Source organism: Mycobacteroides abscessus ATCC 19977 (genome assembly GCF_000069185.1).
Classification (GTDB): domain Bacteria; phylum Actinomycetota; class Actinomycetes; order Mycobacteriales; family Mycobacteriaceae; genus Mycobacterium; species Mycobacterium abscessus.
Genome location: NC_010397.1, coordinates 4698311 through 4722030 on the forward strand (window position 1 = coordinate 4698311; position 23720 = coordinate 4722030).

The following is a 23720-nucleotide window of genomic DNA, read 5'->3' on the forward strand; positions in this document are numbered from 1 at the left end:
TCTGGCGACCCCCAGATCGCTGGCGTACGTTGTGCCCATGACGACTGCCGATGGTCTTCACTCAGGTGACCCATCCCCCGTCCATCGCCGGGCCTTCAACGACCAGGTCACGCGGTTCTGGGGCCGCGCCGCGCGAGCGTATGACTGGGCACCGCTACAGCAATGGGTGTACCGCCCCGCTCAGGACGAGATGCTTGCCCAGCTGCGCCAGCATAAGTCGCAGCGTATTGTCGACATCGCCTGTGGTACTGGAATATTGGCGACGCGCATTCAGGATGAACTCGAACCCGAGCAAGTGCACGGCGTCGACATGTCTGAAGGAATGCTCGCTCAGGCAAAGGCCCGTTCGTCGCTGGTCAATTGGCAGTTCGCGCCCGCCGAGAAGTTGCCGTTCGATGACGGTGCACTGGACGCGGTGGTGTCGACATCGGCGTTCCATTTCTTTGACCAACCCGCCGCCCTCACGGAGTTCCATCGCGTACTGACACCCGGCGGATTCGCAGCTATCACCACATTCACGCCGGACCGCACTTCCGCTCCGATCCTGCGCCGGGTGTTCGGCGACAGAATCCCCGCGAGCGTGCCGTCCAAGGCCGAAATGCGGCTGATGTTCGAAACCGCCGGGTTCGAGGTCACTGTGCAGCGACCCGTGCATCACCCCTTCACCCTTCCGTTCATCGAATTCGACCGACTCACGGTGGGTATCAAGCGATGACGCGGTGGCTGCTGCTGCGCGGCCTGAGCCGCGAGAAGCGCCACCGGGAGCAATTCCCGCAGATCCGTGAGCATACGATCCTGGCCCAGACGGCCAACAACCCCGATCTCGACCTCGACGCACTTGCCAGGCGCTGGGCGCAATACCTGCAGTCCCAACGCCCGTCGAGTGCAGGCGTTGTCCGGCAGATAGCCGCCGCCGTCACCTTTCGGATGCCCCGGCACATCGATACCCCGTTACTGATACTGACCGCGCTGCGGGACAGGATCGTGAGTTCGTCCGCATCACACGCCATCGCCACCAGGTACGGCGGCCCCATCGCCGTGCACCCCACCGCCGGCCACGATATCCCCCTCGATGACGGCGCACGGATCGCCGAGCAGGTCAAGCAATGGATCGGCTAAATTCACCGGCTGTGCCACAACGTCTTTCAGCCTGGCGGTTCGTCACCACATTCGGTGTCATCAGCATGCTCGCCGATATCGTGTATGAGGGCGCGCGTTCGATCACCGGGCCACTGCTGGCATCGCTGGGAGCCAGCGCCCTTGTGGTCGGGGTGGTGACCGGAATCGGCGAGGCCGCGGCGCTAGCACTGCGTCTGGTGTCCGGCCCCCTCACCGACCGCACCCGCAAGTTCTGGGCATGGACCATCTCCGGTTACGCACTGACCGTGGTAACCGTCCCTTTCTTGGGAGTGTCCAGCGTGCTGTGGATCGCCGCGACATTGGTGATCGCCGAACGTGTCGGCAAGGCGGTGCGCAGTCCCGCCAAGGACACTCTACTGTCCCATGCCACCGCAGTCACCGGCCGCGGCAAGGGATTCGCGGTACATGAGGCCATGGACCAGATCGGTGCCATCACCGGCCCGCTCCTGGTGGCGGGCATGCTCGCCCTCACCCACGTCAACTATCTACCTACCTTCGCCATCTTGGCCCTCCCCGGTGGCGCGACGCTTTTGCTGCTGTTCTGGCTGCGCCGACGCGTACCCCACCCCGAGCGCTATGAGCACGACGACTACATCCGTGGTGCGGCAGACCGCCCGCATAAACTCTCACTGCCACTTTCCTTTTGGCTGTACTCCGGTTTCACTGCGATCACCATGATCGGGTTCGCGACGTTCGGGGTGCTGTCCTTCCACATGGTGCAGCGCGGAGTACTACCGGTTCCCGCCGTGCCGATAGTGTACGCCGCCGCCATGGCCGCCGACGCGGTCGCCGCGCTGTTATCCGGATGGGCTTACGACCGTGTCGGACCGAAATCCCTAGCAGCCCTTCCTATTGTCGGGGCGACGGTACCGATGTTGGCATTCACCGATTCCCTGCCGGGGATCGTCCTCGGTGCACTGCTCTGGGGCGCGGCCGTGGGCATCCAGGAATCCACGCTGCGCGCGGTGGTCGCCGACCTGGTTCCCCCTCCCCGACGTGCCACCGCGTACGGGGTATACGCGGCGGTTCTCGGCACCGCGACGGCAATCGGCGGCGCGCTCACCGGCTACCTCTACGGGGTGTCGATTCCGATGCTCATCGCCGTGGTGGGCGTGATCCAGCTGGTGGCCTTGATCACGGCAGCGCCAACGCTCTTGCGGCACGCCGGTCAGGTGTAAGGCAGCCCGCTGCTGGCATCCTCGTCGACGTGCACACTGCGTCCGATATACGGAAAAGCCCTCTGGGCGCACGATTCACGTACACATACCTTGCAGCCCGGCCCGATCGGCACAGCAGTCGATGGATCGTCGATTGCGATCCCCGTGGAGTACACCAGCCTGTGCGCATGCGCAATATCGCAACCCAATCCGATCGCGAATGACTTTGGGGTGCTGAGAAATCCACCGGTGGATGTGCTGCTGGTCCGAGCCACCCAAAAATAGGTGCGGCCATCGGGCATCTCGGCCACCTGGGTGACAAACTGTCCCGGGTTCGAGAATGCCTCGTGCACCACCCACAGCGGGCAGTTTCCGCCCACCCTAGAGAAGTGAAATGCGGTAGCAGACTGCCGTTTGGAGATATTTCCGGCTCGATCGGTGCGCACCAGTATGAACGGAACCCCTCGCATCGACGGACGCTGCAGGGTGGACAGTCGATGGCAGACCGTCTCATGCCCGACCTCGAACTGCCGCGCCAAAATATCGACGTCATACCGGCTGGACTCCGCGGCATGGTGGAACTGCTTGTACGGCAAGAGGAAAGCGCCGGCAAAGTAGTTGGCCAGCCCAATGCGCGCAACACCGATGGCTTCCGGGCTCAACTGGTCGGCTCCAGCGAGAATCGCGGCCATGGTTTCGGTCTGCGTCACCAACGCCAGCTGTGTGGCCATCTGGAAAGCCCGCTGCCCCGGCGTGAGCCAATGGGCGATACGCAGCACCCCGGCGGTGGCGTCAAATCTGCGTTTCGACGAATCCGAAGGTTCCCCAGCCTTATTCACTGCGACGGCAATGCCTAGGTCCTGCTTGAGCACCGTCGCCAGCTGGATGTCCAGCCCACCGACGTGCAGTCCGTAGTGCTCAAAAAGGTCCTCTGCGGCGGTGTCGAGTTCACCGAGATAGTTCTTGTGGTCGTAAAAGAAGTCACGAACCTCTTCAAATGGCATGGGCCGCAGTGGCTCGCGAACAGAATCACCGATAGTTTCCGCATTCTCGGTGGCCCGGTAGCTCTCTAGCTCCGCGGTGACATCTCGCAACCTGCGATGCATGCCGACCAGGGTCTGCCCCACCGACGGCATCCGGGCCACCAGCTCTTCGAGCTGCAGATCGCTCACCTCACCGACCGCCGCCTCGGTGAATATCTCGCCGAGATCCGCCACAAGCCGGGCATCGGAGTCTGGCGAGAAGTAGTGGGGCGATAGATCGAACCGTTCGGTGAGCCGCAGTAGCACGGCCACCGTCACCGGGCGGGTGTCGTTCTCCAGTTGATTGACGTAGCTCGTCGAGAGGTCCAGGACACGTGCGAGCGCCGCCTGCGTCAGGCCACGCTCCTCACGCAACCTCCGCAGCCGCGCACCGGCGAACGGTCTGGACATGAGACGAGGATAGCCCCAAACGTGTTTGCAATGTTTGCAGGATGCGCGAACTAAGGATACAGAAATACACATTTACATGGCCTTTTGATCGCAGGGAACCGTGCGTAATGTGCGGATCATGCCCGTTCACTCCGTACGCACCCGCCGCAGCGCCGAAGCATTTCCCCGCGACCAACACCTCGCCTGGAAGATCGCCGAAATCGCTTCCGACCCCGTCGCCGTTCCCGCCGACACCGCGGCGATGGTGATCAACCGGGTCATCGACAACGCCGCCGTCAGCGCCGCCTCGGTTATCCGCCGTCCCGTCACGGTGGCGCGCCGCCAGGCGCAGGCACATCCGGCCGTACCCGGCGCCCATGTCTTCGGCATCGGAGGTGGGTACTCGGCCGAGTGGGCTGCCTGGGCCAACGGAGTCGCCGTACGCGAGCTCGACTTCCACGACACCTTTCTGGCCGCCGACTACTCACACCCCGGTGACAACATCCCCCCGCTGGTAGCCGTCGCGCAGCAGCTCGGCATCGGAGGTGATGACCTGATTCGCGGCCTGGCCACCGCCTACGAGACACAGATCAATCTGACTCGCGGAATCTGCCTGCACGAGCACAAGATCGACCATGTCGCTCATCTCGGCCCCTCGGTGGCCGCGGGCTTGGGTACCATGCTCAAACTCGACACCGAGACCATCTACCAGGCCATCGGCCAGGCCCTGCATCTGACCACCGCAACTCGTCAGTCCCGCAAGGGGCTCATCTCCAGCTGGAAGGCGTATGCCCCGGCGTGGGCCGGCAAGGTCGCCATCGAGGCCGTGGATCGCGCCATGCGCGGCGAGGGTGCGCCGTCTCCGATCTGGGAGGGCGAAGACGGTGTGATCGCCTGGCTGCTCGGCGGGCCGGAAAAGCTTTACGAAGTGCCGCTGCCTGGCCCCGGCGAGGAAAAGCGCGCCATCCTGGATAGCTACACCAAGGAGCACTCTGCCGAATACCAGAGCCAAGCACCGATCGACCTGGCCCGCAGGATGCGCGAACGCATTGGTGACCTTGCACAGATCGCCACCATCGTGCTGCACACCAGCCACCACACGCACGTGGTCATCGGTACCGGCTCCAACGATCCGCAGAAGTTCGATCCGGATGCTTCACGCGAAACGCTGGATCACTCGGTGATGTACATCTTCGCCGTCGCGCTCGAGGACGGCACCTGGCATCACGAGCGGTCCTACGCGCCGGAACGTGCGCACCGTCCCGAAACCATCGAACTCTGGAACAAGATCAGCACGATCGAAGATCCGGAGTGGACCCGGCGCTATCACTCGACCGATCCTGACAAGAAGGCCTTCGGCTGCAAGGCCGTCGTCACCCTCAAGAACGGTGAGGTGATCGCCGACGAGCTGGCAATTGCCGACGCGCATCCGTTAGGTGCACGCCCGTTCGCCCGTGAAAACTATGTCAACAAGTTCACGGCGCTCTCCGACGGCATCATCGCTCCGCGGGAGCAAGAGCGATTCCTCTCCGTGGCACAGGGATTGGCCGATCTCAAGCCCGGTTCGCTCGGTGCGCTCAATCCACTCGTGGACACCGTGGTCCTGGACAAGGCTCCGTCGACCCCGGAAGGGATCTTCAAGTGAGTACACTCCTTGCCTCCGCCACAGACGCGGCGACAAAACGCGCCGCCTTCCGTCAAGGCCTATCGTCCGGTGAACTGCTGCGCCTACCTGGCGCCTTCTCCCCGTTGGTGGCCAAGCTGATTCAGGAAATCGGCTTCGAAGGTGTCTACGTATCGGGCGCGGTGTTGTCGGCGGATCTGGCCCTGCCCGATATCGGGCTGACCACACTCACCGAGGTGTCGGCCCGGGGCCGGCAGATCGCGTCGGTTACCGACCTTCCCACCTTGATCGACGCCGACACGGGCTTTGGCGAGCCGATGAGTGCCGCCCGCACGGTCGCCGTCCTCGAGGACAGCGGGGTAGCCGGCCTTCATCTGGAGGACCAGGTAAATCCTAAGCGGTGCGGCCATCTTGACGGAAAGGCCGTCGTGGAGACCGTCGAGATGGTCCGACGGCTACACGCCGCGGTTTCGGCCCGGCGCGACCCCAATTTCGTGATCTGCGCCCGCACGGATGCGGCGGGCATCGAGGGGTTGCCCGCGGCTATAGATCGCGCCCGGGCCTATGCCGACGCGGGCGCGGATCTCATCTTCACCGAAGCGCTCACCGACATCGGCGAGTTTGAGAAGTTCCGCGCCGCCGTGGACATTCCGCTGCTGGCCAACATGACCGAGTTCGGAAAGTCCGAACTCGTGACAGCCGACCGCCTCCGTGAGGTCGGGTACAACGTCGTCATCTACCCGGTAACCACCTTGCGCCTGGCGATGTACGCCGTCGAGCAGGGCTTGCATGAAATCAACTCGGCGGGAACACAGTCGGGACTGCTGGAGCAGATGCAGCACCGCAGCCGTCTCTATGAGCTGCTCCACTACGCCGAATACAACCGATTCGATACCGAGATCTTCAATTTCAGTCTCGATGGAGGTCAATAATGACTATCGCTACACCGACAATTCACAAGGGCCTCGCCGGCGTCGTGGTGGACACCACCGCCATCTCCAAGGTGGTACCGGAAACGAATTCACTGACCTATCGCGGATATCCGGTTCAAGATCTGGCCGTGCAATGCAGCTTCGAACAAGTGGCATACCTGCTGTGGCACGGCGAGTTGCCGAACGATGGAGAACTCGCGCTGTTCAACCAGCGTGAACGCGCGCAGCGTCGGCTGGACCGCTCGCTGATGGCACTGTTGGCCAAGCTGCCGGAGACCTGTCACCCGATGGACGTGGTGCGTACCGCCATCAGCTACCTGGGCGCCGAGGATCCCTCCGAGGACGACAGCACACCGGATGCCAACTATGCCAAGTCACTTCGTATGTTCGCAGTGCTCCCGACCATCGTCGCGTCCGATATGCGCCGCCGTCGTGGGCTTGACCCGATTCAGCCACACAGCCATCTGGGCTATTCGGCCAACTTCCTGCGGATGTGCTTTGGCGAAATCCCAGATCCGGTCATCGTCAAAGCCTTCGAGCAATCCATGATTCTGTACGCAGAGCACAGCTTCAACGCCTCCACGTTCGCCGCCCGGGTGGTCACCTCCACGCAGTCGGACATCTACAGCGCGGTCACCGCGGCCATCGGCGCGCTCAAGGGTTCCCTGCATGGCGGCGCCAATGAGGCCGTCATGCATGACATGATAGAGATAGGCGACGCATCCAAGGCCTCGGAGTGGTTGCAGAGCAAGCGGTCTCGCAAAGAGAAGATCATGGGGTTCGGTCACCGCGTGTACAAGAACGGTGACTCCCGGGTTCCTACCATGCGTGCCGCGCTCGAGGACGTCGCACGGGTGCGTGACGGTGGCCAGTGGCTCGAGATCTACAAGGTGCTCGAGTCCGAGATGGACGCGGCAACCGGCATCAAACCCAATCTGGATTTCCCGACCGGACCCGCCTACTACCTGATGGGATTCGACATACCGTGCTTCACACCCATTTTCGTGATGAGCCGGATCACGGGATGGACTGCACACATCATGGAGCAGGCCGCGGCCAACGCCTTGATCCGGCCGTTGAGCGAGTATTCCGGAAAGCCCCAGCGCACACTGGCGTGCTGAAATCAGCCCCGAGTGTGCGGTTTACGTCGAAATATCGTTGACTCTCGACACGAACCGCACACTCGGCCCGGCTACTCGGGCTCTCTGTCACAGAGCAACTGGACGAACAACTCGTCTGGCGGGGGCGCCTCCGAGTTGATGTCAAGGAGGCCGGTGTAGAAGCCATCTGGCGAGTGCACCGCGCGACTTACCTGCCCGGCAATGCCCGTGACGACACCCGCATAGCCACGCGTATCGTTCACGCTCAACCGAGGGTCCGCGAGATCGACTGTCACCCGATCGCCCCTCGACGGGATCACCGCGCCGAACACGCCTGGAGGCCCGAATAGGTCCAACGTCCTGCGAGCCCGGTCTCGCTCTTCCTGGCGCGCTTGAATATCGGCGTCCTCCGGTTCGACCACGGACATAACCCGCAGACCCACCACGCAACCCGTGATGACACGACGACCCAGTTCTCCCCTCGATGATTCTTCCGGCCACCGCGTCGCAAGCTCCACCGACCTGTACTGGAATGACGAGGGTCTGCAACGTATGCAGTCAGACTCGTCCCGGTAGGACACCGCCGACACGTCGTACAGCTCCTCAACAACCCCCAGCAGACGCGGCCAGTTTTGACCCTCATGCCATGTGGCCCAAAGGGTTACCAGCCTATGGGCGGGATCACCAAGCGCAGGATCCCAACCGGCGCAACCGTACGGGAACCTGATGATCTCACGGCCCTCGTCCCAATCGACCGCAGCAGCCGATGCCAATAGGTATCCGCTCTCTGTCGGATAGGCACAGATCTGCCAGTCGACAGACTGGCCTATTTCGGGAGTCCGGCCGCAGCACTGATACTCCCAGTTTGAAATACCGATATAGACAAGAGATTCGTTCCGAACGGGAACTGTGTTGATCAATTCTCGCACCGGGTGTTCGACGGACGAAGCACGAAGGCTCCGGACCCGGTGTACCGAGCGAAAGGCTAACCAGCATCACGCCCGGCGTCAATACCCGTTATTCGGGCCGCGGTAGCAACCCGCCCACCCACCAATCAGCGGGCTCTTGGCGCCGACAAGCGCGCTGACGTAGCAGCCCTTCCATCTCGAAACCAGCAGCCTCGGCCACGGCCCGTGAACCTTCGTTGCCGACGACGGCCCACCACTCGATGCGATGGGCATCCAATACATCGAATCCCCACTGGCACAACCTCTGTACCGCCTCGGTTGTCAGTCCTTTGCGGCGATGTTGCGCCGCGGACCAGTATCCGACCTCCAGCACGCCGGACGTGACGGGCTTCAGCGAACATGTGCCCGCCAACTCGCCCGTGTCCATCACGAAGAAGCCGAAGCCGTATCGCGTACCGGCCACCCATTCCTGCGCCGACGCGGCGATGAAACTGCGGGCGTCGCCGACCGTGTATGGCACCGGTAACGGCAGATAGTGCAGGATCTCTGGATCGTTGCACGCGTCAACAATTGCCGCCGCATCGGCGTCGGCAACGGCCCGCAACATCAACCGGTCCGTCTGCAGTTCAACGGGTTCCATCCGACCAGTCTCGAGCGCACCGACAGCAGAGTCAACGGAATTCTGCCGGGTCGCGCCGCTGTCAGGAGACCGCCGGTGACCAGTACTCCAGCATCTCCGCAAACGTCTCAAAGGCCGGCCGGGCGAGACCGTACGGCGCTTCGAAATGGATGCTCAGCGGAAAGCCCAGACCCCCGACCCCGTCTACTACCCGTTTGTAGAGGTCGACGAGCTGTGGCCGCCTTTCCCCGGGTTCCCGCGCCGCCAGCGCCTTGACGAAGTCCTGCTCGCGGGCGACGGCCTCGTTACCGGGATCTTGGATCAGCCAGTCGATGAGTCCGATCTTGGACTCCAGCTTCGGGACGAAACCAAAGGAAAGCAAGACCTCGGGCCGATGATCGCTCGTGTGCGCGAACTCATGCAGGAAGCCCACCACCGCATCGGAATACAGCAGCTGAGTCATGGCGAAGTTCGCGCCCTTGTCGCATTTGAATGAGAATCGCCCCTGCTCCCCGGCACGGGTCGGGATCAGGATCGCTCCGCGATTCTGAACGATGTCATCGAACTTCGACAGCGCGTCGGTCGGCGGTATGCCCGCGCCATCGCCGTCGTTCATGGTGCGTGGCACGCCAACGAAGATCACGCCGTCCATTCCGACATCGGTCAAATCCGTCAACCGCCCCCGCAGTGACGTCTCGTCCGAGAACGACGTGACTTGCGTGCACAGTCCCCGCACCGCGGGCAGTTCAGCCCGGATAATCGACCAGTAGTCGACGACATCCAGCTTGGGCTTCATCTCCAGGGGCCGATCGCCGTCCTCGACGATCATCGAGGGAATCATCACGTGCGCTATGCGCCGGTCGATCCCGAACTCGGCGGAGAACTGCCGCAGTTTCCGCAGTTCCTCAGCTGCCCTATCGAGGCCGCCATCGACGTTGGGAGGCACCATCTCCAACGCAACGGTATTCATCGACACCCAAGTACCTCCGATTTGGCAAACAGTGGGTTGGCTAATGGTATATGCACCAATAATTTTCGCTGGTGGGCAGTCCCCCATATCCGCAAGACTGCCCACCAGACATCGACATCTACGCGTCGGCGCGCACTGAGGCAGCCGCGGCGACCAGGTTGGCCAGTGACGAGGTGACCTCGTCTACCTTGCGGGTCTTCAGACCGCAGTCAGGGTTGACCCAGAGACGCCGAGCCGGAACAGCCTTCAGCGCTTCACGTAACGATGTCGCCATCTCTTCAGTGGATGGCACACGCGGTGAATGGATGTCATAGACGCCCGGACCCACGCTGTTGGAGAACCCGATCGCATTGAGGTCGTCGAGCACCTCCATATGCGAACGTGCCGCCTCAATAGAAGTGACATCCGCGTCCAGATCAGCGATCGCGCCGATCACCTCGCCGAACTCCGAATAGCACAGGTGCGTATGGATCTGTGTCGCATCGGACACGCCCGAAGTGGACAGACGGAACGCACCGACGGCCCAGTCCAAGTACGCCTGCTTCTCGGAATTACGCAGAGGCAGCAGCTCGCGCAGCGCGGGTTCATCCACCTGAATGATGGCGATGCCGGCATTCTGCAGGTCCACCGTCTCATCCCGGATTGCCAGGGCGATCTGATTCGCGGTGTCCCCCAGCGGCTGATCGTCGCGCACGAACGACCACGCGAGGATGGTCACCGGCCCGGTCAGCATGCCCTTGACATGCTTTTGAGTCAGTGACTGGGCGTAGGTGGCCCACTCGACGGTCATCGGCTTGCGGCGGGCCACGTCGCCATACAGGATCGGCGGCCGGACACAACGGCTACCGTACGACTGCACCCAACCGTTCTGGGTGGCGAAGAAACCATCCAGCTGTTCGGCGAAATACTGCACCATGTCGTTGCGCTCCGGCTCGCCGTGCACCAGCACGTCCAGGCCCAGTTTCTCCTGCAGAGCAATGACATTGGCAACCTCGGCGCGCATCTGCCGCACGTATTCGGCATCGTCGATCTCGCCCCTGGTGAGGGCTTGGCGGGCCTTGCGGATCTCGACGGTCTGCGGAAAGGACCCGATGGTCGTGGTGGGAAGGGTGGGCAGTCGTAGACGCTCGTCCTGACTACGACGGCGTTCGGCGGCGTCGCCACGCGAAACACCATCCGCCAGAATCGCATCCAAGCGTGCACGGATCTGGCCATTGTTCAGACGCGGGTCCGTCCTGCGGGACTCGGCAGCCGCGTTGGAGGCCGCGATCTCGGCGGCCACCGCGTCGCGCCCCTCACTCAGAGCACGCGCCAGCACGACGACTTCCTTAACCTTTTCCTCGCCGAAGGCCAGCCAGCTGCGCAACTGGTCGTCGAGTTGGGCCTCCGGCTCCAGCGAATAGGGCACATGCAATGTCGAGCAGGACGTAGAAACCGCCACCGCCCCCGCACTCCCCACCAGGGTCGCAAGGCTGCCCAGCGCCGATTCGAGGTTGGTACGCCAGATGTTTCGGCCATCGACGACGCCGGCCACCACGGTCTTCCCGGATAGCTCGGGCACCGCCGTCACAGTCGATACCGACCCGTAGACCAGGTCGACGGCGATCGCCTCGACGGGGGTGCGCGCCAACGCCGGCAGCGCCGCGCCCAGGTCACCGAAGTAGGTGGCGACCAGGATCGCGGGGCGATCCGCTACCGTCCCGAGGCGCCCATACACCCGCTCGGCCAGCTCGGGTCCGTTCGGGAGGATGTCGGTGACGAGCACGGGCTCATCGATCTGGACCCAGGCGACCCCGGCCTCGGCAAGCCGCACCAGCAATTGTTCGTACAGGGTCACCACCTCGTCGAGACGCTCGATGGGCGCATCAGCTCCGTCAATCGGCTTGCTCAGCGCAAGGAAGGTGACCGGGCCGACGACGACTGGACGCGCGGGGATGTCCAGTGCTTGAGCCTCTTTCAGCTCACCGAACAACTTCGCGTCGTTGAGCTCAAATTTCGTGCCGGGCCCGATCTCGGGCACCAGATAGTGATAGTTGGTGTCAAACCACTTGGTCATTTCCAGCGGCGTGACATCGGCGTTGCCGCGTGCTGCGGCAAAGTAGCGATCGAGGTCGTCGGTGATGCCCGCGACGCGGGGCGGAAGTGCACCCAGCAGCACCGCGGTGTCCAGCACCTGGTCGTAGTAGGAGAAGGTGTTCACTGGAACCGAGTCGAGCCCAGCGGCTGCTAACGCGGTCCAGTTGTCGCGCCGAAGCCCCGCGGCGACATCCTCCAGCTCGGCGCGGCTGATGCGTCCGGCCCAGTAGCTTTCGGTAGCCCGTTTGAGCTCACGGCGCGGGCCGATGCGCGCCGAACCGAGCGTGGTGGCCTTCAATGGTTGAGTGGTCATGCGGTCCTCTATCTACGGCGTAGTGGTCACCGCCCAGGACAAGCAAGCCGAGCCCGAATAACCAGCACGCACGGTGCTGGTTGAAACCGATTCGGCCATACGCCCATTCCGCGAGGCGATGATCCGCCGGATGCGGCGCATCCGACACAACTGGCAGGTCTTCGGACTTACAGGCATTACCCGGGCTCAGGTTTTCCTACGGGCCGTCGCTTCCCAGGAGCGTTGGTGGCATTCCCAGTGCTTATGACGGCGATCGTTCCTGCATACCGCTGCGGGACAGTCCCGGATTCTCACCGGGTTCCCTCTTGTGCCGGCCCCCGTAGGGCCCGCCACTCGATGCTGACAACGGCCCGGACGAATCGGGCCACCATCAGCAGACCAGCTGCGCCCTACATCATATGCACGCTGGCCCGCCCGTTTATTAGCGACTATTCTCTAATATCGTGATTACCCTTGACCAGGCGCAACAAGTTCTCGATGCACAACCCTTCAGCCGTCTATTGGGGGCTGCGATCACCCGGGTCGACGAGCGCGGAATCCAGCTTTCCCTGGAGATCCGCGACGAACTGCGCCAGCAGAGCGGATTCATCCACGGCGGCGTACTGAGCTATCTCGCCGATAACGCCATCACGTACGCCTGCGGTCTCGGACTCGGCGCCGACATCGTGACCAGTGGATACACCATCGAATACGTGGCACCCGCCCGCGACGGCGCACGCCTGGTCGCCGACGCATCCCTGGTAAGTGCCGGGCGCACCAAAGCCCTCGGCCGCTGCGAGATCTCCGTCGAGGACCACGACGGCACGGCCACGCTGGTCGCGGTGGCCCAGGGCACCAGCATGGTCCGTCGCAGTGGGACGTAAGCCGCAGTACAGCGCCGACGACATCCTGGATGCGGCCCTGGGACTGGTGGCTGCCGGTGGTCCGTCCGCAGCCACGGCTACGGCGATCGGACGGGTGCTCGGAGCCCCTTCGGGTTCGATCTACCACCGATTCCCCAGCCGCGACGAACTCATGGCCCGCCTCTGGTTACGTTCAATCGCGCGTTACCAGGACGGCGTACTCACCGCCCTTGCCCTGCCCGACGCCGACGACGCCCTCGCGGCGGCGATCGATCACGCCTTCGATTGGACGGCAAGCAACCACAACGAGGCGCTGCTGCTCCTTCAATACGAGAAGGCGGATTTGGTGGCCCACTGGCCCGACACCCTCGCCACCGAGCTCAAATCGCTGAACTCGCGGGTACGAAAGACTTTGCGCGAGTACACCGATCGCCGGTATGGCAAGGTGACCACCGAGCGGATCGACAAGGTGATGTTCGCGTTGATCGACATGCCCTACGCCGCTGTGCGCCGGCACCTCCCCGACAAGGGCGAGCCGGCACCGTGGCTACGCGAGTTCGTCCACACCAGCGCCCATGCCCTCCTGGCGCGAGCATGCCTAAACGAGCCCTAAAACAGCCGATTTCCGCATATTTGGGCATGCTCGCGGAAAGGAAATCAGACCGTGGCGTACTTCTGGCGCAGCGCCTTCTTGTCCAGCTTGCCCAGCGCGGTCAGCGGCAATGAGTCGGCGATGATCACGTGCTTGGGCGACTGCACCGAACCCTTGCGTTCCTTGACCGCGGACTGAATCTCGGAGGTCATCAACGCGACCGCCTCCTCGTCGGATGACGCGTCGGAGCGCAGCACGACGATCGCGGTCACCGCTTCGCCCCACTTCTCGTCGGGCACTCCGATAACACCGACCTGAGCAACCGAAGGATGCTCAGCGACAACGTCTTCCACCTCACGCGGGAAGACATTGAAGCCACCGGTGACGATCATGTCCTTGGTGCGGTCGACGATGAACCAGAAGCCGTCTTCGTCCTCGCGCGCGACATCTCCGGTGCGCAGCCAGCCGTTCTTGAATGTTTCGGCGGTCTGTTCGGGCAGACCCCAGTAGCCGCCCGCTACCAGTGGGCCGGCGACGCAGATCTCGCCCGGCTCACCCTGTTTGACCGGCCGATCGTTCTCATCGAGCAGGGCGGTGCGCAGGAACGCCGAGGGTCGGCCACAGCTGGACAGCCGCTTGGCATCGTGATCGCCCTTGGCCAGATAGCTGATCACCATGGGCGCCTCGGACTGACCGAAGTACTGCGCGAAAATCGGCCCGAATCGCTCGATGGCCTCCGCCAGGCGCACCGGGTTGATGGCCGAGGCACCGTAGTAGACGGTCTGCAGTGAAGATAGGTCGCGGGTGCGTGAATCCGGGTGGTCCAACAGCGCGTAGATCATCGACGGCACCAGCATGGTGGCGGTGATCTGGTGTTCCTCGATCGCGGCCAGTACGGCACCCGCGTCGAACTTGGGTAGCACCACCATCGACCCGCCTTTCATCAAGGTGGGCATGAAAAAGGCGGCACCGGCATGCGAAAGCGGAGTGCACATCAGGAACTTGGGACGTTCCGGCCACTCCCATTCGGCCAGCTGGATCTGCGTCATGGTGAGAATGGACTGCGAGGTACCGATGACACCCTTGGGCTTACCGGTGGTCCCGCCCGTGTAAGTGAGACCGTTGATGTGGTCCGGCGACAGATTGATCGGTGTCAAGGGCCTGGCCGCGAAGCCCGCGGCCGCGGCAACCAGATCCTGGCCCACCTCGGCCAGTTCTGCGGGCACCGGCCCCAGCGTGAGCACGCGCGTCAACGTCGGCACCTTGGCCACCAGCGCCGCCGCGCGTTCCACGAATTGCGGTGTGGGATCAATGACGAGCGTGGTGATCTTGGCATCGGCCAAGACATAGGCGTGATCATCGAGCGAACCGAGCGGATGCAGCGCGGTGCGGCGAGTGCCGAGCAACTGCCCGGCACCGATCACCAACAGCACTTCGGGCCGGTTGAGCGCCAACATGCCCTGCCCGTCGGTGGGGTCGGGTACCAGCTCGATGAAGGCTTGGATGTACTTACTGATCTCGTCGGCCATTTGCGCGCCAGTCAGAGTCACGTCGCCGAGTACCAACGCGGGGGCATCCCTATTGCGCTTGAGCGCGGATACCAGCAGGTGCCCGGAGTTGATGGACCCGTGCAGCGGGTCGAATGGATCAGGCATCGCGCTCCTCAATGAATGGTCGCCGATCAGGCACTTCGCTCGACGTTAGAACATGTTCTATTTTTGGGCAAGAACGCGCCCACCCACCGGCCACGTAGCACCTCGGCCGATACCCGGTGAAACTCTCAATGGCCTTGCTACGCTCGTTAAATGATCAGGTCAACGGCAAGTGGCGCACTGTTCATCGCGATGATGACGTTTGCCCCAGCTTTCGCAGGTGCCGACCCGGCGGATCCCGACCCGTTCAACCCCGGTGATTGCATCGGCAACGCCAATGCCGTCTGCAACGTTGGCCCCTACGGACCGAACAGCATGTCCAATCCCGCCAACCCGGCCAGCCCGCTGAACCCCAACAACCCCGCCAACCCGGCCAGCCCGCTGAACCCCAACAACCCGGCCAATCCCGCCAGTCCCATGAATCCGAACAATCCCGCGAACCCCGCCAGCCCGCTGAACCCGATGAACCACCCGGGTCAGCCCTGACGCGCCCTTAGGCCGCGGTAAATCCCTTGGCCCGCCGCGTATCGAGCGGGCCCCACAGCGTGGACTTGACTTCCGCTCGCACCAGCGGCACGACCTCTTCGGCGAACCGACGCAAGGTGTCCTTCTGTTCCTCGAAGTCGGCCTCGGGACTCAACGAGATCGATTGGAACTCGTGTCCAAACGCCTCATGCCAGTCAAGGATCTTCTCGGCCACCCGTTCCGGTGAACCGGCGAGCACCGGCCCGCGGTCCGCGGCATCCTCGATGGATTCAAAGGAAGGAAACTTACCGACGGCCTTGGGATGCGCTTTGAGCTTCGCCATCTGCGCCAGGCGCGCCTCGTAGATCGGCCGATACTGCGCGATGGCCTGTTCCGTCGTGTCCGCCAGGTACAGCCCACCCGAACCAGCACCCACGTACAGTTGCGCGGGGTCGTGCCCGTGATGGGCGTACAGCTCACGATATCTGTCGATGAGCACTCGGTAGTTCTCCTTGGGCTGCAAGGCATTTGCGGTGACTATCGGGTCGCCCCACTTGGCCGCGAGCTCGACCGCAAAGGTTGAAGTCGCCGAGCCATGCCAGATACGGAACGGTCCGTCATACGGTCGTGGCAGTGTGGTCGCGTCGGCCAGCGGGTGCCGGTGCACCCCGACCCAGTCGACGTGCTCCTCACGCAACAACCGCCGGAGGAGCTCGTAGTTCTCCTGTAGGTACTCGTACTGCTTGGCGATATCCAGACCCATCAAGGGGTACTGACGATCCTCATTGCCCTTCCCGATCACTATCTCGAGCCGGCCCCGGCTGAGTTGGTCGATGGTGGCGAAGTCCTCGGCCGCGCGCACGGGATCCAGCAGTGACAAGACCGTCACGCCGGTGGACAGCAGTATCCGGTCGGTCGCGGCCGCCACCGCTCCCAGCAGCACGGTGGGCGCCGAGGAAAGCACGTCACCAGCATGTCGTTCCCCAACGGCGAAGGAATCAAAACCCAAATTCTCGGCCAACACCGCGGTCTCGATCACCCTGTTCAGCCGCTCCGCAGCCGGCGCCAACGCCCTTGTCGCCGGGTTTGGCAGGTGGAAGACAATGTCGAGTAGCTGGAAGCGCATATTGCCAGTATGCCTAAGCGGACTTCGGTCCGGCAGGGAGGAAAAGCTCTGATGATCACCGAACTGGACTCGGTGCTCCTGGACGTTCCAAATCTCGGTGAGGCAAAGGACGCGTACTCACGGCTGTTCAACAGCTCCGCGCCGCACCCCCAGTTACACCTCGGACTCCCGCGATGGGCCTCCCATCCCGGGATGCTGTTTCGCGTGGACGACCTCGACTGCGCGGCCCGGACAGTCGCTCGGCGCGGGCTCGCGCTGACCGTGCACGGAGATCTCGCGACGGGCGAGTCCAACGGAGTGACCCTTGGGCTGAGCGGGCAACCGCCCGCCGTTCCCCAACCGGACGCAGACAGCTGCCAGATAGATCACCTGGTGCTGTTCTCTCCCAACCGCGACAGGATCATCGCGACCTTGTGCGGACGCTTGGGCTTCGATCTACGCTTGGATCGCCTGCAATCGTGGGGAGTACACCAATTGTTCTTCCGGGGCGCGGGCTTGGTGGTTGAGGTGGTGCTGCGCGACGATGACCCGTCCGGCCCGGACTCACTGTGGGGAATCGCCTGGCGCACTGCCGACATCGAAGCCTCACATGCCCGCTTGAGCGGGGCTGGTGCCACGCTCGGTGATATCCGCAATGGTCACAAGCCGGGCACCCGGGTCGTCACGGTCAAAGATCCGGCGCTGGCGTTGCCCACGATCCTGATCGAACAACGCTAGCTTGGAACCATGACGACTCCGAATTCCGGCAGCTGGCAACCCGACCCCGACGGACGATACGAATTCCGCTGGCACGACGGACAGCGCTGGACGGATCAAGTAGCGCACCAAGGCTCGGTCAGTACGGCCCCGCTGGGAGGTGCAGCGGCTCAGCCCGCAGCACCGGATCAGCCCGCGGGCGACCAATTCTCCGGTATCAGTGGGGATTTGGTGGATGGCCGGTTCAGTGAAAATGAAGCCAAACCGATCTCCAACCAGAACGCGAAGCTGTTGCGCGTCCGCCTCGGAGAACCGTTCTTGGCGCGCCAAGGATCGATGGTGGCGTATCAGGGCAGCGTCGACTTCGCTTTCGAGGGCGGCGGCGCAGCCAAGTTCCTGAAAAAGGCGCTGACCGGCGAGGGCCTTCCGCTCATGCGCTGTTCGGGCCAGGGCGACGTGTTCCTTGCCGAGCGCGCCTTCGATGTGCACCTGCTGAATCTGAACAACGCGGGCCTGTCCATCAGTGGCAAGAATGTGCTGGCCTTTTCCGCGGGCCTGAACTGGAATATCGAGCGAGTCAGGGGCGCCAGCGTGGTGACGGGCGGCCTGTTCAACACCACCTTGCGCGGCACCGGTTGGGTGGCGCTGACCACCGACGGGCCGCCAGTTGTGCTCAATGCCGCCGAGGCACCGACGTTCGCCGACACCAATGCGGTAGTGGCCTGGTCGTCGAACTTGCAGACTCAACTCAAAACCAGCTTCAAGGCCGGCGCTCTCATCGGCCGCGGCTCCGGGGAGGCCCTTCAGGTCTCGTTCCAGGGGCGCGGCTTCGTCATCGTGCAACCGTCCGAGGGCATACCTGTCGTCACTGCGGGCTGACGCGTCAGCGGTCTCCCAGCACTACCGAAAGCTCACGAGCGCCGCGCATCAACGTCGCGATCAATGTCTCCCGCACCACCCGGGTCGCCCGCGGCAAAAGCGGTCCCAGCTGTAGTTCGTATCGCGCCTCCGCGCCGTCAAATATGGGTGCAGCCAAATAGCTGATCGGCAGCACTTCGTCGGACGTCAGCTCATCGCGCGAATAGGGACGCGATGTGAGCCGGGAAAGCTGGCGCAGCAGCCGTTCGCGCAATGCCGCCTCCATCACCTCCGACCCCACCGAGCCCAGTAGATCCGAGAGCAGGTCGACCATCCCGGTGTCATCGTGATCGGGGCGATAAACCACGTATCCGCAATCCGACACCTGCTGCAAGAGCCGCTGACCGGACCGCGCACTCAATCCTGCTGCCGTACCAAGCCATTGCTCGCATTCCTCGGCGGCTCGCCACGGCATGACCGCCGACCCGGCCGGAAATGCCAGCGGAATACTCTGGCCCACAGCGAATCCGGTGACAGCGCGGCGGCCCGCCTGCGCCTTGGCTACCACGGTCAATGCCTTCGCGCTGATGCGGCTGATCGTCGCACCGGCCTGTGCCTCCGCGGCAATCCGGGCCAGCAGCTGCTGCGCCTCCCGCGGCATGCTGGTGTCAACGGCGCGTGGCAATGATGCGCCGATGCGGTAGCGAAGCTCGTCGTCGCGCGCCACCCAGCCTGCCGCTTCCAGCTCGTTCACCACGGCAGTCGCGGTGGCGCGAGAAATGCCCGTGCTGGCGGCGATCTCACTGACCGTTTTGGGTTGCATTGCAGCTGCAAGCATTTCGACGATACGAACCACACGAGCCGTCGGCGGTGAGCTGGCCGGCATAAGTTCCCCCTCTTGTGTGACGCACGGTGCGGGTCTAGAGTGCATCGACTATTCGCCCCATGGTAGTCGAATACTCGACACGGAGGACGCCATGATCCTGGACCGTTTTAAACTTGATGGCAATGTCGCCGTCGTCACCGGCGCGGGTCGCGGCCTCGGTGCGGCGATCGCGGAGGCCTTCGCTCAGGCCGGTGCCGACGTACTGATCGCCTCACGCACCGAGTCCCAACTGCGCGAGGTCGCCGCGAAAGTACAGGCGGCGGGCCGCCAGGCCGAGGTCGTCGTCGCCGATCTGTCCGATACCGAAGCCTCCGCCGCGCTAGCGCAGAAGGCAGTCGATCGGTTCGGGCGACTCGATGTCGTGGTCAACAATGTGGGCGGCACCATGCCGAAACCCTTCTTGGACACCACCAACGACGATCTCGCCGAGGCGTTCTCCTTCAACGTCCTCAGCGGACACGCACTCCTGCGCGCGGCCGTGCCGCACCTACTCAAGTCGGACAACGCGTCGGTCATCAACATCACCTCGACGATGGGACGTTTGCCCGGGCGCGCGTTCCTGGGTTACTGCACCGCAAAGGGCGCGCTGGCCCACTACACACGCACGGCAGCAATGGATCTAAGTCCCCGCATCCGTGTCAATGGCATAGCTCCGGGCTCCATCCTCACCTCTGCACTTGAGGTGGTCGCAGGCAATGACGAGATGCGCAACACGCTGGAGCAGAACACACCCCTGCACCGACTCGGGGATCCGGCCGACATCGCCGCCGCCGCGGTCTACCTCGCCTCGCCGGCGGGCAGCTTCCTGACCGGCAAGGTGCTCGAGGTCGACGGTGGTTTGATCGCGCCCAACCTCGACATCCCGCTGCCGGACCTCGCTTAGGAAGGGCACGAGATGACGAAGACACGTGTAGCCGTCTGGGGTACAGGCAATGTCGGCCAGCACGCCCTCGCCGGCGTGATCACCGACCCGAGCATGGAACTTGTCGGGGTATGGGTCTCCGGGAGCAACAAGGCCGGAAAGGACGCCGGTGCGTTGGCGGGACTAGACATCCTCACCGGCATCACCGCTACGACCGATGCCGCGCAGATTCTGGCACTCAGGCCCGACTGCGTGGTGTATACCGCCATGACCGACAACCGCCTCATGGAGGCCCTGAAAGATCTGACCGACCTGCTGTCTGCCGGAATCAACGTTGCCGCCAGCGCACCGGTGTTTCTGCAATATCCCTGGGGCGTGCTGCCGGAAAATATGCTGACACCCATTGAAAATGCCGCACGAGAAGGTAACTCGTCGATCTTCGCCGGCGGCATCGACCCCGGTTTCGCCAACGACCTACTGCCGCTGGCACTCATGGGCACCTGCCAGCGCATCGATCAAGTGCGCTGCATCGAAATTGTCGACTACGCCACCTACGACAGCGCAACAGTGATGTTTGACGTCATGGGATTTGGTAAGCCCATGGAAGAAACGCCCATGCTGCTGCAGCCGGGGGTGCTGTCGCTGGCCTGGGGCTCAGTCGTGCGGCAACTCGCAGCCGGCCTCGGCGTCGAATTGGACGAGGTCACCGAAGTATACGAAAAGCTGTCCGCACCTGAAGATTTCGATATTTCATCGGGTCATATTCCAGCGGGCACCATGGCCGCACTGCACTTCGAAGTGCGCGGCATCAAGGACGGCCGGGCGGTGACTGTCCTGGAGCACTTCACCCGGCTACGCGAAGATCTGGCGCCAAACTGGCCACAACCCGCCCACGAAGGCGGCACCTACCGGGTGGAAATCACTGGAGAGCCCAGTTACCTGCTGGATCTCGGCTCATTCAGCGCGCGGGGTGATCACAACTATGCCAATCTGATTGCGACCGCCATGCGGGTGGTCAACGCGGTGCCTGCCGTGGTCGCCGCCGAGGCAGGCATTCGTACCACGCTCGATCTGCCCCTGATCACCGGTAAGGGAAGGGCTGTCTAGTCGACGTGCGGCTTCGGCTTCGCGTCAGCGGGGACGTACAGCTGGACCAGTTCCACGAGCCGCTGACCGACATCGTCAAGCGCCTCCGTCGACTGGGCCGCGATCGACATGATGACCGCTCCTTCGATGGCCGCGATCATCGTGCTGGCCAATGACCGTGCCGTCTCGCCGTCGACGTCGTAGCGCACCAGCCGGTCGATGAGTATCTTCTGCCAGCTCTCGAACGCATCCGCCGCCACTGCCGCCGCCTCGGGAGCCTCAGTACGCCCCAACACCGCCGCCACCACCGGGCAGCCGGCCTGCATCTCGGTCTCGGCGAGTTGCGCCTTCCAGAGCTCGATGAACAGCTGAATCCCGCGCGCAGGATCGACGTCGTCACCGGCCGCCTTGATGATGGCGGTGAGTTCGTTCCCCGCGAGCCTGGTCGCCTCGGCGACGAGTTCCTGCTTACCGCCCGGGAAGTTCAGATAGATGGTGCGCCGCGAGACACCGCTGTCCTCCAGGAGCGCATTGAGGCCCGTCCCCGCCACACCCCTGCGTCGCACCAGACCAGTCACACTGGCGATCAAGGTGTCCCGTGCTGACATCGCCGTACTGCCTCCAAAACATGTCAGGTGTTAGCTATACCGCTCAGTCTACCGACACGCCTCCGACGTGGGCAGATATTCGCGATATTGCACTATACCGATCGGTGTACTACCGTCGCCGGCATGCCTGATATTCACGATCCGCTAGCACTCGCCAACGGACAGGTACTGCGCAATCGACTCATGAAATCGGCCCTGAGCGAGGCCCTGGGTAACGCCGAGCAGGGCCCCGATCACCGACTCGTACAGTTGTTCAGCCGCTGGGGTGCGGGGGGATACGGGCTCATAGTGACCGGCAATGTGATGGTCGACCACAACCATCTCGGTGAGCCGGGGAACGTCGTCATCGAGGACGACCGTCACCTCGAAGGCCTGTCGCGCTGGGCAAAGGCGACCAAGGATGGCGGTGGTCTCATCTGGATGCAGGTGAATCATCCGGGAAGACAAGCCAACCCGCTGGCCACCAAGCATCAACCGGTGGCCCCTTCCGCCGTCCGGATGAGCGTTCCTGGATGGCAGGCGCCGCGTGAGCTCACCGATGTCGAGATCGAAGACATCATCGACAGGTACGCGCGGACCGCCGTCGTCGCCGATACCGCTGGATTCGACGGGGTGCAGATTCACGGTGCGCACGGGTATCTGGTCGCGCAGTTCCTGTCCCCCAACACCAATCGCCGCACCGACCGCTGGGGCGGCGACGCGCAGCGGCGCATGCGCTTCGTTCTGGAGATCGTGCGACGTACCAAGGCGGCCGTCAGCCCCGGGTTCGCCGTCGCCATCAAGCTCAACTCGGCCGACTTCCAGCGGGGCGGATTCACCGAAGAAGAGTCCCGTGGTGTTATCGCCGCCCTGGCCGCCGAAGGCATCGACCTGATCGAAATCAGCGGAGGTACATACGAATCCCCGGCCATGGAGGGGCGTCCCGTCGTGGTATCAACGTCCACCCAGGCACGTGAGGCCTACTTCCTCGAGTACGCCACGACGGCGCGCGCCGTGGCCGGCGATGTACCGCTGGCGGTGACCGGTGGTTTCCGCACCACAGCCGCCATGAACGAGGCCATCGAGAGTGGGGCCTGCGATGTGATCGGTTTGGGGCGGCCCACCACCGTCAACCCCGAAGCGGCCATCGAGCTGCTGAGCACGCGCCGGGATCGGCTGACAGTTCCGGACGCCGCGCTACCGCTACCGGCGCGGCTGGCCGCGACCGCGCGCGCGAAAGCCTTCCTGAGCGCGCATGAGCTGCAATGGCACGGCACCCAAATGCACCGCCTGGGCGCGGGAAGCGACCCGGATCCCAGCATCGGTCCGTGGATCACGACCCTGCGGCTCCTCAAGAACAACGGCGTCGAAGCATTCCGAAAAAGGAGAAGTTCATGACTGACAAAACCTTGCGCAAGTTCCGCCGGGAGCGCGCCATGGGCCGCTACCTGCTCAATCCGGCCGTCGGGGCCTTGGCCAAGCTGGGTGTGCGCACCGCCTTGGCCTCCGAGCTGGAGACCACCGGACGCAAAACCGGACAGCTCAGGCGGGTGCCCGTCTCGGTGCAGTTCGACTCGACCGGCGCCTGGGTGATCTGCCAGCACGGAACTCGCTCGGGTTGGGGAAGTAACATCGCCGCCAATCCCAATGTTCGCGTACGGCAAGGTAACCGATGGCGCACCGGTACCGCGCAATTCCGGCCCGACGACGATGTCGTCGCACGAGGGCGCGGTTTCGGCGTGATCGGCGCGCGCGTCGTCAAAGCACTGGAAACGACGCCGATCTCGGTGCGCATCGATTTCACCGATTAGGACGCC

24 protein-coding genes and 1 riboswitch are annotated in these 23720 nt (G+C 63.6%); of the genes, 15 read left to right on the plus strand and 9 right to left on the minus strand.

Annotation, left to right across the window (positions count from 1 at the left end):
- The first annotated feature begins 37 nt into the window (after nt 1–37).
- The 3 genes from MAB_RS23350 to MAB_RS23360 are packed head-to-tail and all read left to right on the plus strand — an operon-like array spanning nt 38 to nt 2318.
- Nucleotides 38–715, plus strand: a complete 678-nt coding sequence (locus tag MAB_RS23350; protein ID WP_005079740.1) for a class I SAM-dependent methyltransferase — start codon at nt 38–40, stop codon at nt 713–715.
- Nucleotides 712–1119 carry an alpha/beta fold hydrolase gene (locus tag MAB_RS23355; protein WP_005079739.1) on the plus strand — a complete coding sequence of 136 codons (408 nt, stop codon included), beginning with the start codon at nt 712–714 and terminating at the stop codon, nt 1117–1119. The genes MAB_RS23350 and MAB_RS23355 overlap by 4 nt, the downstream gene beginning before the upstream one ends.
- Nucleotides 1107–2318, plus strand: coding sequence for an MFS transporter (locus tag MAB_RS23360; protein ID WP_005079738.1), 1212 nt, complete (start codon nt 1107–1109; stop codon nt 2316–2318). Before MAB_RS23355 ends, MAB_RS23360 begins: the two co-directional genes overlap by 13 nt.
- On the opposite strand, the gene MAB_RS23365 is transcribed toward MAB_RS23360, so the two are convergent.
- A complete protein-coding gene (locus MAB_RS23365; RefSeq protein WP_005078805.1) occupies nt 2309–3730 on the minus strand; it encodes a short-chain fatty acyl-CoA regulator family protein in 1422 nt (473 codons plus the stop codon). The genes MAB_RS23360 and MAB_RS23365 overlap by 10 nt on opposite strands.
- Nucleotides 3731–3848: 118 nt before the next feature.
- On the opposite strand from MAB_RS23365, the gene prpD reads away from it, so the two are divergent.
- Genes prpD through MAB_RS23380 form a run of 3 tightly spaced genes read left to right on the plus strand, consistent with a single transcriptional unit; the run spans nt 3849 to nt 7386 of the window.
- Nucleotides 3849–5354 (plus strand): 2-methylcitrate dehydratase PrpD, encoded by a 1506-nt coding sequence (prpD, locus tag MAB_RS23370; protein WP_005112515.1) that lies wholly within the window; start codon nt 3849–3851, stop codon nt 5352–5354.
- The gene (gene prpB, locus MAB_RS23375) at nt 5351–6265 is read left to right on the plus strand and encodes a methylisocitrate lyase (protein ID WP_005112517.1); all 915 of its coding nucleotides are present in this window, start codon (nt 5351–5353) and stop codon (nt 6263–6265) included. The genes prpD and prpB overlap by 4 nt, the downstream gene beginning before the upstream one ends.
- Nucleotides 6265–7386 carry a bifunctional 2-methylcitrate synthase/citrate synthase gene (locus MAB_RS23380; protein WP_005079735.1) on the plus strand — a complete coding sequence of 374 codons (1122 nt, stop codon included), beginning with the start codon at nt 6265–6267 and terminating at the stop codon, nt 7384–7386. Before prpB ends, MAB_RS23380 begins: the two co-directional genes overlap by 1 nt.
- A 71-nt stretch (nt 7387–7457) precedes the next feature.
- Here MAB_RS23380 and MAB_RS23385 read toward each other — a convergent pair whose 3' ends face one another.
- The 4 genes from MAB_RS23385 to metE form a co-directional block, all read right to left on the minus strand.
- Nucleotides 7458–8294, minus strand: a complete 837-nt coding sequence (locus MAB_RS23385; RefSeq protein ID WP_005095556.1) for a DUF6578 domain-containing protein — start codon at nt 8292–8294, stop codon at nt 7458–7460.
- 88 nt (nt 8295–8382) lie between these two features.
- Entirely contained in the window at nt 8383–8913 is a 531-nt protein-coding gene (locus tag MAB_RS23390; protein WP_005078812.1) for a GNAT family N-acetyltransferase, read from the minus strand.
- Between the two features lie 61 nt (nt 8914–8974).
- Nucleotides 8975–9868: a mycobacterial-type methylenetetrahydrofolate reductase gene (locus tag MAB_RS23395; protein ID WP_005112519.1), complete on the minus strand. Its 894-nt coding sequence runs from the start codon at nt 9866–9868 to the stop codon at nt 8975–8977.
- Between the two features lie 112 nt (nt 9869–9980).
- Nucleotides 9981–12251: a 5-methyltetrahydropteroyltriglutamate--homocysteine S-methyltransferase gene (gene metE / locus MAB_RS23400; RefSeq protein WP_005112521.1), complete on the minus strand. Its 2271-nt coding sequence runs from the start codon at nt 12249–12251 to the stop codon at nt 9981–9983.
- Nucleotides 12252–12386: 135 nt separating this feature from the next.
- Nucleotides 12387–12600, minus strand: a riboswitch (cobalamin riboswitch).
- 94 nt (nt 12601–12694) lie between these two features.
- Here metE and MAB_RS23405 point away from each other — a divergent pair.
- Together MAB_RS23405 and MAB_RS23410 are read left to right on the plus strand one after the other, a co-directional pair.
- Complete coding sequence (locus MAB_RS23405; protein WP_005079731.1) at nt 12695–13114, plus strand: PaaI family thioesterase; 420 nt, start codon at nt 12695–12697, stop codon at nt 13112–13114.
- Nucleotides 13104–13706 carry a TetR/AcrR family transcriptional regulator gene (locus tag MAB_RS23410; RefSeq protein ID WP_005079730.1) on the plus strand — a complete coding sequence of 201 codons (603 nt, stop codon included), beginning with the start codon at nt 13104–13106 and terminating at the stop codon, nt 13704–13706. Before MAB_RS23405 ends, MAB_RS23410 begins: the two co-directional genes overlap by 11 nt.
- A 44-nt stretch (nt 13707–13750) precedes the next feature.
- Here MAB_RS23410 and fadD8 read toward each other — a convergent pair whose 3' ends face one another.
- Nucleotides 13751–15340 (minus strand): fatty-acid--CoA ligase FadD8, encoded by a 1590-nt coding sequence (gene fadD8, locus MAB_RS23415; RefSeq protein WP_005089625.1) that lies wholly within the window; start codon nt 15338–15340, stop codon nt 13751–13753.
- Nucleotides 15341–15490: 150 nt separating this feature from the next.
- Between fadD8 and MAB_RS23420 the strand changes: the two genes are divergently transcribed.
- Nucleotides 15491–15823, plus strand: a complete 333-nt coding sequence (locus tag MAB_RS23420) for a hypothetical protein (protein ID WP_005089627.1) — start codon at nt 15491–15493, stop codon at nt 15821–15823.
- 7 nt (nt 15824–15830) lie between these two features.
- Here MAB_RS23420 and MAB_RS23425 read toward each other — a convergent pair whose 3' ends face one another.
- A complete protein-coding gene (locus MAB_RS23425; RefSeq protein ID WP_005089629.1) occupies nt 15831–16928 on the minus strand; it encodes an LLM class flavin-dependent oxidoreductase in 1098 nt (365 codons plus the stop codon).
- Nucleotides 16929–16979: 51 nt separating this feature from the next.
- Between MAB_RS23425 and MAB_RS23430 the strand changes: the two genes are divergently transcribed.
- Both MAB_RS23430 and MAB_RS23435 read left to right on the plus strand, forming a co-directional pair.
- Entirely contained in the window at nt 16980–17645 is a 666-nt protein-coding gene (locus MAB_RS23430; protein ID WP_005095564.1) for a VOC family protein, read from the plus strand.
- A 9-nt stretch (nt 17646–17654) separates the two neighbouring features.
- Nucleotides 17655–18503: an AIM24 family protein gene (locus MAB_RS23435; RefSeq protein ID WP_005112523.1), complete on the plus strand. Its 849-nt coding sequence runs from the start codon at nt 17655–17657 to the stop codon at nt 18501–18503.
- Nucleotides 18504–18507: 4 nt separating this feature from the next.
- Here MAB_RS23435 and MAB_RS23440 read toward each other — a convergent pair whose 3' ends face one another.
- Entirely contained in the window at nt 18508–19368 is an 861-nt protein-coding gene (locus tag MAB_RS23440) for a MarR family transcriptional regulator (RefSeq protein WP_005079723.1), read from the minus strand.
- A gap of 91 nt (nt 19369–19459) precedes the next feature.
- Between MAB_RS23440 and MAB_RS23445 the strand changes: the two genes are divergently transcribed.
- Together MAB_RS23445 and MAB_RS23450 are read left to right on the plus strand one after the other, a co-directional pair.
- The gene (locus tag MAB_RS23445) at nt 19460–20251 is read left to right on the plus strand and encodes an SDR family oxidoreductase (RefSeq protein ID WP_005079722.1); all 792 of its coding nucleotides are present in this window, start codon (nt 19460–19462) and stop codon (nt 20249–20251) included.
- Nucleotides 20252–20263: 12 nt separating this feature from the next.
- Nucleotides 20264–21337 (plus strand): NAD(P)H-dependent amine dehydrogenase family protein, encoded by a 1074-nt coding sequence (locus MAB_RS23450; protein WP_005112528.1) that lies wholly within the window; start codon nt 20264–20266, stop codon nt 21335–21337.
- On the opposite strand, the gene MAB_RS23455 is transcribed toward MAB_RS23450, so the two are convergent.
- Nucleotides 21334–21924: a TetR/AcrR family transcriptional regulator gene (locus MAB_RS23455; protein WP_005095569.1), complete on the minus strand. Its 591-nt coding sequence runs from the start codon at nt 21922–21924 to the stop codon at nt 21334–21336. The genes MAB_RS23450 and MAB_RS23455 overlap by 4 nt on opposite strands.
- A gap of 123 nt (nt 21925–22047) precedes the next feature.
- On the opposite strand from MAB_RS23455, the gene MAB_RS23460 reads away from it, so the two are divergent.
- Nucleotides 22048–23301 carry an NADH:flavin oxidoreductase/NADH oxidase family protein gene (locus MAB_RS23460; RefSeq protein ID WP_005079719.1) on the plus strand — a complete coding sequence of 418 codons (1254 nt, stop codon included), beginning with the start codon at nt 22048–22050 and terminating at the stop codon, nt 23299–23301.
- On the plus strand, nt 23298–23714 hold the full coding sequence (locus MAB_RS23465) for a nitroreductase family deazaflavin-dependent oxidoreductase (protein ID WP_005078828.1): 417 nt from the start codon (nt 23298–23300) through the stop codon (nt 23712–23714). The genes MAB_RS23460 and MAB_RS23465 overlap by 4 nt, the downstream gene beginning before the upstream one ends.
- Nucleotides 23715–23720: the final 6 nt, after the last annotated feature.